At 40.1% G+C, this 8,580-nt stretch carries 9 protein-coding genes; 5 read left to right on the top strand and 4 right to left on the bottom strand.

Annotation, left to right across the window (positions count from 1 at the left end; translation table 11 throughout):
- On the top strand, positions 1 to 813 hold an 813-nt coding region (locus E1176_RS10500), incomplete at its 5' end, for an SH3 domain-containing protein (RefSeq protein ID WP_222933127.1).
- Between the two features lie 9 nt (positions 814 to 822).
- On the opposite strand, the gene E1176_RS10495 is transcribed toward E1176_RS10500, so the two are convergent.
- Positions 823 to 3,534: a T9SS type B sorting domain-containing protein gene (locus tag E1176_RS10495; protein ID WP_155210563.1), complete on the bottom strand. Its 2,712-nt coding sequence runs from the start codon at positions 3,532 to 3,534 to the stop codon at positions 823 to 825.
- Between the two features lie 116 nt (positions 3,535 to 3,650).
- Here E1176_RS10495 and rlmD point away from each other — a divergent pair, with 116 nt between their 5' ends.
- The 4 genes from rlmD (at position 3,651) to E1176_RS10475 (ending at position 6,728) form a co-directional block, all read left to right on the top strand.
- Entirely contained in the window at positions 3,651 to 5,072 is a 1,422-nt protein-coding gene (rlmD, locus tag E1176_RS10490) for a 23S rRNA (uracil(1939)-C(5))-methyltransferase RlmD (protein WP_155210562.1), read from the top strand.
- Between the two features lie 111 nt (positions 5,073 to 5,183).
- Entirely contained in the window at positions 5,184 to 5,531 is a 348-nt protein-coding gene (locus E1176_RS10485) for a TM2 domain-containing protein (protein WP_155210561.1), read from the top strand.
- A gap of 142 nt (positions 5,532 to 5,673) precedes the next feature.
- Positions 5,674 to 6,138, top strand: a complete 465-nt coding sequence (locus E1176_RS10480; RefSeq protein ID WP_155210560.1) for a hypothetical protein — start codon at positions 5,674 to 5,676, stop codon at positions 6,136 to 6,138.
- A gap of 11 nt (positions 6,139 to 6,149) precedes the next feature.
- On the top strand, positions 6,150 to 6,728 hold the full coding sequence (locus tag E1176_RS10475; protein WP_155210559.1) for a dioxygenase family protein: 579 nt from the start codon (positions 6,150 to 6,152) through the stop codon (positions 6,726 to 6,728).
- Between the two features lie 14 nt (positions 6,729 to 6,742).
- On the opposite strand, the gene E1176_RS10470 is transcribed toward E1176_RS10475, so the two are convergent.
- The 3 genes from E1176_RS10470 to E1176_RS10460 all read right to left on the bottom strand — a co-directional run.
- Entirely contained in the window at positions 6,743 to 7,327 is a 585-nt protein-coding gene (locus E1176_RS10470; RefSeq protein ID WP_155210558.1) for a hypothetical protein, read from the bottom strand.
- A 3-nt stretch (positions 7,328 to 7,330) separates the two neighbouring features.
- Positions 7,331 to 7,825, bottom strand: coding sequence for an RNA polymerase sigma factor (locus tag E1176_RS10465; protein WP_155210557.1), 495 nt, complete (start codon positions 7,823 to 7,825; stop codon positions 7,331 to 7,333).
- Position 7,826: 1 nt separating this feature from the next.
- Positions 7,827 to 8,580: alpha/beta fold hydrolase (locus tag E1176_RS10460; RefSeq protein ID WP_155210556.1), on the bottom strand; the 754-nt coding region annotated here is incomplete at its 5' end.

The following is an 8,580-nucleotide window of genomic DNA, read 5'->3' as shown; positions in this document are numbered from 1 at the left end:
GCCGTTTTTATTTCAAAAAAAATTTTTGCCATAGTGAAGTTTTATAACCTCCGGCTATCTTTGTCGTTAATGGAAAAGATTATGAAAGCACTCCTATTCTCAGTTTGCCTCAGCATACTCGCTCTCCCTTGTTTTGGACAGAGCGAAGATCGCTTGCCAGATGCTCTGGCTCAAGCTGACTCGCTTTTTAAAGTGAGGAAATATACCGAGTCTTTTAAAATCTACGAGCACCTGCTTTATGCAGAAAGACAAGCTTCACCAGCCATGCTTTTGCGTATGAGCTTTATCAAAGAAGGGCTTGGCAATAGCAGTGAAGCACTGTATTATCTCAACCTCTATTATCTGCAAACTGCTGATAGAAAAGTTCTTTCTAAAATGGAAGAGCTGGCCACAAAAGAAGGGCTTTTTGGGTACGACTTCAGCGATTGGGAGTTTATTCAAACTATTTTCTATAGGTACTTTATGCATTTTGTAGCTGTACTTTCTGCCTTGGCATTACTGATGTTGGCAATCATGTATTATCAAAAATTTAAACTCGGCAAAAGTCCTATACCCGCTGCACTTGGACTTATTTTTGTTCTATGCATTCTGTTTTATACACTCAACTTTGGCAAAGATTATGGCAAATCACTCGTCAATGACTCAAACACATACATCATGACAGGACCATCTGCTGGTGCTGAAGTGATAGCCGTGATTGGTAAAGGACATCGTGTGGAAGTAGGCAGTGATAAAGACGTATGGACTCAAATCGAATGGAAAGGACAGAAAGGTTTTGTAAAACAGGATAAGCTTAAGCCGATATCTTTCTAAGCAAATAACCTACTTCATCATCTGTACCCATCCTTTAAATTCTCTGTTTGAAAATTTAACCAGGTAATAATAAACACCGGTTGGCTCATTGGCGCCATCCCATTTAAAGTCTCTCTCGGCTGTTTGGTAGACCACTCTCCCCCATCGATTGTAAATCAACGCTCCCTGATACTGGCCGGCACAATTGTCAACGGGCAATATATTAATCAACTCACCATTTTCATCGTATCGGTAGGGACCAAAAAACGCATTTACATCATCTGATTTATTAGGGCTGAAGAAATTTGGAATAGTACCTAAATCATCCATCGGATCGATATCTTCGATGTGTACAGTAAATGCCAGCGTGTCCTGCTTGGGAGAAAAACAATTGTTATCCGAAAGCATAAAGCTGAAGGTATAGTTTTCTGTGTAAGTATCGTCTCTAAACACACTGCAATCGGGTGTCCAGGAGAAGTCTTCTGAAAGCTGTCCGACTGCTGCGATAGAGTCAAATTCAAATCCTTCTACTTCTGGCTCAACATTAAATAAAGTGAGTGTTATAGAATCATTGTCGATATCGAAACCACTCAAGCGAGCGTTGATACTTTCACCAATCAAAATGCTTAGGGTATCTTTCTCATTTTTAACCTGATTAAGGCTATTGAAGCGCAAGCGCGGACTGTCGTTGCTGGGAGTAAGTAAATTGACCTTAAGATCAAGCGTGTCTGCATTGGTGAGCTGGCAGGCATCTATATCTTCGGTAATGAAAAGCATATGCAGGCTATCCCGAGATGAGATATCAAAATTACAGGCCAGATTGATGTTGAGGTCGGACCTAATACCTGGCACACCAGCACCTTGTGTGTCTGCAAATGACACCCCAAAATCATTAAACTCAAAGCCGCTGGAAAAACCCTTTAGTGTTATCTGATCTTTATCAGCGTCATCAGCCTTGATAGGTACCACTAGCTCTTCACCTACGATATAGTTGAGCTTAATAGACTCTCTCTCAGGTTGTCCCTGTCTATAGACATTGGGTATGGTTTGGTCAGGAAACTCAATAATTAATGTTAGTAGTAACTGCTGAGGATCTTCCCACTCACACTTGTCTGCATCTTCGGCTGTAAATATGATATCGAAGGCTTTTCTTACCAAGTCTCCCTCACTCACATCTCGTGCTGAAGAAAAATTGAGGTCATCAGCATTACAATCAAAATTCCATTGCAATTCGGTACGTGCTTCACCGTCTGCGAAATTTATGGGAGCCAGCGTCATCCCCACGTCTTCAAAATTGAACCCCAAAGGCTCAACATCGAGCGTGAGAGTATGGAAATCATCGTCAAATGCATTGATAGGAACAGTGATTGAGCCACCCACCTGATCCACTACTGTTTGGGTAATTATACTTTTCCTGCTACCACCCCGATTATCTGCAAAATAGGCAAAATCATTTGGTGGTGGCGGCACATTTAAAGAGACGATAACCGTATCAAGGGCCGGCTGAGGACATGCATCATCATAGGCTATGATACCGACTTGGTAGAATCCATTTCTTGAGAAAGGACATTCCGGAAAACAGACGGTAAATCGCGCTGTATCAGCCTCACTTCTTATTTTTACATTCTCAGAAAAATCAATTTCTATATCTTCAAGCTCTGAATCAAAATTTATTGGAATCATTCTTATTTCGACACTTTCTTCAAGCTTGCCACTCACCGGCTGATCTGTGACTAATATCTCAATGCATCTATCTTCCTCATCATCATCTTCACTAAAAGTAAGTACATCACCCTCTGTGTAAAAATCACTCTGCCCTTCTTCGCGTGCCCTAACTACCGGATCTTCATTAGCACAATTACTCACTACCAACATTTGGAAATCGCGTCTCATCTCACCAATTTTCTCACCATCTCTATACTCTTCACACTTTACAGCAAATACATATAAGCCAATGTTGGTAGGAGTTACAGTAAGTAAACCCGATGTACTTATGGCTAAATCAGGGTCTCCGTCCATAATGTTATCTATGCTATATAAATCTTCCCAGATCACATCGGGATATGGACCGGGGTTTGGGTTTGCCGGCAATGCTGTAGGCTCTATGGTGCTATAAGGCGTCACGAGAGAATAAACCAATGAATCACCATCATCATCTACCCCACCAAAATCGACAAAATAAAATTTGTCGATACAGCCATAATCACGCAAAGGAGGAAAAAGTCTTGGTGTTGAGTTTATGAATCGCTCGCCATTTACCGTTACAGGTGGAAACTCAAGGTAAAAAGTTTGACCAGCTGCTATTCCATTTTGAGGATCGTCACTTTTTATGTTATCTATATTATAATTTCTGCAGCAGCGCTCCCAGGAAATATAATACCCTTCAGGATCACTGTAATCTGCGGCTGGTAGCGTAATCGTGTTTGAGTAGGTAAGTTTTGCGGTAATGAGCTGTCCATCGTCACAATCACTATTACTGTAGGGCACTAGCACATCTTCGAGCATACTGAGGTCGACACGCGCCATAAGTGTATTGTCAGACTTTCTCCATATATAGGCGGTCACCATGGGGTCTTTGGCACCTTCAGCTCCATTTATCTCATCAAAATAGAGTAGCATATTGAGCCTGTACTGAAAGTCTTGCAAATGCAATAATTCGAACTCACCGCCCACGATATGAGATGCAAAAACACTAACTTTGCAGGCCATTATAAAAAGGAAGAGCGTAAAAATTCTTCGCATGGTGTTAGTTTGAGGGTTGTGTATAAACCTTGATTATTTAGCCTACTGATTGTCAACGAGGTCGAATACTTACCAAAAATACGTAGATAATCGACTTTAATGAATAAAAATTCTACATGAAATTAAAAAATAAAATCTTAAAAGACATAAAAATCGAGGGAGTTGCTGCTGAAGGAAAATGTGTGGCACGCTATGACGGACAAGTGATATTTGTGACTGGTGTAGCTCCTGGCGACATTGCCGATATAAAAGTAATCAGAAAAAAGAAATCATTTTTAGAAGCTATACCACTTGAGGTGAAACAAGAATCTGAGGTGAGGCAGGAGCCGTTTTGTAGTCATTTTGGTACTTGTGGGGGTTGCAAATGGCAACACATAAGCTACGAATCTCAATTGTCTTTTAAGCACCAGCAGGTAATAGATAATCTCACCCGAATAGGTAAGGTTGAGCTACCAGAAGTAGCTCCGATTATGGCATCGGAAGATACACGGTTTTATAGAAATAAATTGGAGTTTACTTTTTCTAACAAAAGATGGCTTACGACTGAAGAGATAAAGGAAGGTGAAGATCTTGATAGAGATGCTCTCGGCTTTCATATCCCTAAAAGATTTGACAAAATCCTGGACATTGACAAGTGTTATTTACAACCAGACCCGTCAAATGCTATTAGGCTGGCCATTAAAGATTTTGCCAAAGAAAATGACATTGCTTTTTTCGATCTGATAGCGCAAACCGGGTATTTAAGAAACTTAATTATACGTACTGCATCTACCGGTGAGGTAATGGTTATTTTACAAGTTGCCGGTGATCAACCTGAAACACTGGGTAAAATCATGGATTTTCTAAATGATAAATTCCCTGAAATAACCTCACTCAACTATGTGATCAACACCAAGAAAAATGAAACTTTCAATGACCTGGAAGTAGTCACTGCTCATGGCAAAGATCATATTATCGAAGAAATGCCGATGCCCCATGATGCCGCACAAACCATCAAATTCCGTGTAGGGCCTAAATCATTCTTTCAAACAAATGCTGGTCAGGCTATAAACCTTTATCATAAAGTATGGGAGATGGCAAACCTTAATGGTGACGAGCTAGTCTACGATTTATACACCGGTACAGGCACTATTGCTAATTACCTTGCTCCTAGTGCTGCCAAGGTAGTCGGACTGGAGTACGTGGAAGCGGCCATTGAAGATGCAAAGGTTAATGCTCAGTTAAACAACATTGACAATACGAGCTTTTTTGCTGGAGACATGAAAGACCTGCTCAAAGATGACTTTATCGCTCAGCACGGCAGGCCGGATGTAATCATTACTGACCCGCCTAGAGCAGGCATGCATGCTGATGTTTGCCAGGTAATCTTAAATGCAGCACCAAAAAAGATTATTTATGTAAGCTGTAATCCAGCTACACAGGCCAGAGACCTGGCGCTATTAGATGAGAAATATAAGGTGACTGCAGTGCAGCCGGTAGATATGTTTCCTCACACACATCATGTAGAAAATATTGTGAGTTTATCCTTAAGGGACTAAGGCTGGGCCATACTATTTTACACTGCAATTATTAAGATTTTCAGATGTTTTAATAGTATCTTACGGGTTTGTAATAGAGTTCACATTTAATAATTAAACACATAAGGCATCATGGCAAACGTACTTGACATACTACCAGAACTTCATGGCGATGAGTTAAGCTACATACAACACATCATTTCTGACATGGATGATACTACTGCCAAAAGGTTTGCCAATGTATATCGCGCCAGAAGAAAAAACCCTCAGGAGATACTCATTTTCACTATTATTGGTTTTCTAGGTATTGCAGGAATCCAGCGTATTGTTCTTAATCAGGTAGGTATGGGAGTACTATTCTTTTTTACTGTTGGCCTTTGTTATATAGGAACAATCATTGATCTTATCAACTACCAAAAATTGACCTACGAGTACAATCAAAAAGTAGCTAATGAAGTGAGAGTGGCCGCTATTTCTTAGTATATTTAAAAACGCCTCCTAGTTTTCTGAATCATTCCCAAGCGGCCTATGATGATGATAAGCTGCTTGTAATCACTCTTCCAAGCTGCTACTTTTACTATACAGATATTAATCAGTCGCTATAACATTACATACAGCTACCATGGAGATCATAAGACTAAAGCAAAGAGAAGAAATCGAGCGTGACCCAAAACTGAAAAGGGTTTTTGAAAGATATCAAACCCTCCTTTCAATCCTTCGGGAAAGAGAATTGCCCGTTTCTGTGATTTCTGTACTAAACAACGATATCGATCAAATCAATTCTGTCTCAGTAAGCGAAAAGGAATTGAGAAAACTCATTGTCAAAAAACAGAATAAGCAATTAACTCTTATTGAGAAAAAGGCCAAGATTGTATCCAAAAATCACTATCGAAATCTTTGGATGACGGTAGGCATGAGTGCTTTTGGCCTTCCATTTGGTGTCGCCTTAGGAAGTGCTTTAGGCAATATGGCTTTTTTAGGCGTAGGGTTGCCAATAGGAATGGCTATAGGTATTGGCGTAGGTATGGCAATGGATAAGAATGCATTTGAGCAAGGCCGACAAATTGATTTTGAGTACGAGATGTAAACTATAGTTTCATGAAGAATTCTGTTTTTTATATGGTAGTATTTACTCTGCTTTTTCAATGTAGCATCGACAGGTCTACACCTGGTCTTTCAAACAATGAAATAAAAATGCTTCAAGATTTCGGTGCGCTTAATACTGAGAGTAGGGTGCAAATAGCTGATAGTCTCGAACCAGGGCAACCATTGTGGCTGTGCCTCACTTTTGTTTCTAAAAAAACGCAAGAACCTTTGAGCGATCAGAAGGTAAGCTTTTATCACACATCATCAGAGGGAGATTATCAACCTGCAGATCCAAATGATGAGACTACCGCAAGATTAAATGGCATCGCTATTACCGATCAACAGGGGCGTATTTTTGTGCAAACGATATTACCCGGTGATTATGGATCTTCAGAAGACAACAGGCATATACATACTACGGTAGAAAATGCAAAACCTGAAGCTTATGATATACATTTTAAACAGTATACAGGCACTATGGGCTCTAACTTTATCTCAGGTAGCGACCAGCATTTTCTGGCAGATTTACGAGCAATGCCAACAGGCACGCTTGTTACATTTTTGACAATAGAGGTAAAAAACGCTGTCTAAGAGGGTAACTAAAATCACTCACTCTCTTGCATGTCGTTATAAATGCCGGCCAATTTTTTGTAATTATTCATTTCTTCAATCACACCTTTTCTTATTTGCCAAATGAGAATGATAGCAATAATTACATAAGATCCGTCAATCAATAACATGGTCCAGGTGGAAAAATACAGGCTCCACTCAGGCGTAAGCATGTAGAAACCAATGGTATACAATGCGATTATAATATAGGTGAAAGGTCCGTGTATGAGTTTTCTAAAGTTGTAGAACTTTAAGGCTTGATCCATACTCGTTTTGGGCTCCAGAGTGAGATCAAGTTTACCAAGCTTAATCATACTCACTATCTCGATGGTAATACGCACTACCAAACCGCCCACCATAAGTAAAACCCCTGCGTGACTCAACCTATTTTCAAATGGGGCCAGATAAGTGAAGAATAACAATAGCATTACAACTACCGCACAGAGTATGAGCGCATTACCTAAATGGGCCATTTTATTTTTGCGCGCAAGTTTTTGGGCATCCTTAAGCATTTCATCAGCCGGTTTGGAAGCAGAGATATGCTGACGACCTTTTTGCCATATGTTTTTCAAGTCTTCCATGACTTATTTCGTTTGAGTTAGCAGCTTTTCTAATCGTTTTTTAACACGATGGATTTTTACTCTAAGATTGACTTCACTGATTCCGAGTACTTCCGATATTTCGTCATACTCCTGTTCTTCCAATACCATCATAATCATCAATCGATCGATTTCTTTTAACTGGCCAATCGCCTCATAAAGCCTTTTATTGAGTACCTCATCAGGCGTATGGTCAGTCGTTTCGTTCCAGCCGGAAGCTTCGGTTTTTACTTGTTCGAGTTTTTTCTCTTTTCTGATGTACTGCAGGCAAGTGTTAACGGTAATTCGGTATAACCAGGTTTTATGACCTGAGTCGCCTCGAAAACTCTCAACAGCACGCCAGCAGTTGATAAATACCTCTTGGGTAAGGTCACTGGCGATAGCTTCATCGCCTTTGGCATACCCGAGACACATTTGCTTTACCATAGGGTAAAATTCTCTGTAGAGGTACTCAAACAAAGCCTCCTGCTTTTTACTCATTTTACTCTTTTAAAAAATCATTGATTTTTGTGGTTAGCCACTCAGGCTGATCAAACATAACAAAGTGTTTACTATCATCAGCTATCTCGATTTGCTTATTACTCAGTTTAGCATATTGATCAGAAAAGTTCTTTGACACTACATTCTTATCAGGAAAAGAAGCTCCTACTATCAAAGTTGGTGATTTAATGTTGCTTAAAGTCTCCCTAAGGTCTAACTTCAAAAGGTCGGTATAACCGTATACGTAAGTCTTTCTGTCGGCCTCAAGCATCCATTGTTTAAGTATGTCTACTTTATCTGACTGGGTAGTCATATACATGGCCATATTGCCAAGCATCTGAGCAAATTGTGCATCATCCATGTTGAGCATATTGGTATTGTATGGGCTCTCATATTGCAATTGACTTACAGGCACACCGGGCATCATAATTTCTCTCATACAAGGCAGCGCGTCAATAAGAATAGTTTTGCTTACTCTGTCAGGAAACTCAGCAGCAAGCTCAACAGCCAGGTTACCTCCCATACTATGACCGATTATAATGATCTCTTTCAGGTCTGAAGTTACTACATATTCTAATAAACCTTGCTTTACCTGATCATACCAGGGGAAGCCGATTGGCTCGTGACCGTTAAACCCAGCATAAGAAATAAAGTGGTTTTCAAATTCGCCTTCTAATTGACTTTGTGTTTCATTCCAAATACTACCGGGGTTTGTAAAACCGGGCAACCAGATTACCGGCTGACCTGCGCCACTC

The sequence above is a fragment of the Fulvivirga aurantia genome, assembly GCF_009711475.1.
Lineage (GTDB): Bacteria > Bacteroidota > Bacteroidia > Cytophagales > Cyclobacteriaceae > Fulvivirga > Fulvivirga aurantia.
The sequence above is the reverse complement of the archived record's forward strand: the minus strand, read 5'-3'. Positions and strand labels throughout refer to the sequence as shown.

What these genes read in the sequence shown, in the direction of transcription:
- E1176_RS10495 (WP_155210563.1), bottom strand. Translation starts at nt 3,534, where the DNA reads ATGCGAAGAATTTTTACGCTCTTCCTTTTTATAATGGCCTGCAAAGTT.
- rlmD (WP_155210562.1), top strand. Translation starts at nt 3,651, where the DNA reads ATGAAATTAAAAAATAAAATCTTAAAAGACATAAAAATCGAGGGAGTT.
- E1176_RS10485 (WP_155210561.1), top strand. Translation starts at nt 5,184, where the DNA reads ATGGCAAACGTACTTGACATACTACCAGAACTTCATGGCGATGAGTTA.
- E1176_RS10480 (WP_155210560.1), top strand. Translation starts at nt 5,674, where the DNA reads ATGGAGATCATAAGACTAAAGCAAAGAGAAGAAATCGAGCGTGACCCA.
- E1176_RS10475 (WP_155210559.1), top strand. Translation starts at nt 6,150, where the DNA reads ATGAAGAATTCTGTTTTTTATATGGTAGTATTTACTCTGCTTTTTCAA.
- E1176_RS10470 (WP_155210558.1), bottom strand. Translation starts at nt 7,327, where the DNA reads ATGGAAGACTTGAAAAACATATGGCAAAAAGGTCGTCAGCATATCTCT.
- E1176_RS10465 (WP_155210557.1), bottom strand. Translation starts at nt 7,825, where the DNA reads ATGAGTAAAAAGCAGGAGGCTTTGTTTGAGTACCTCTACAGAGAATTT.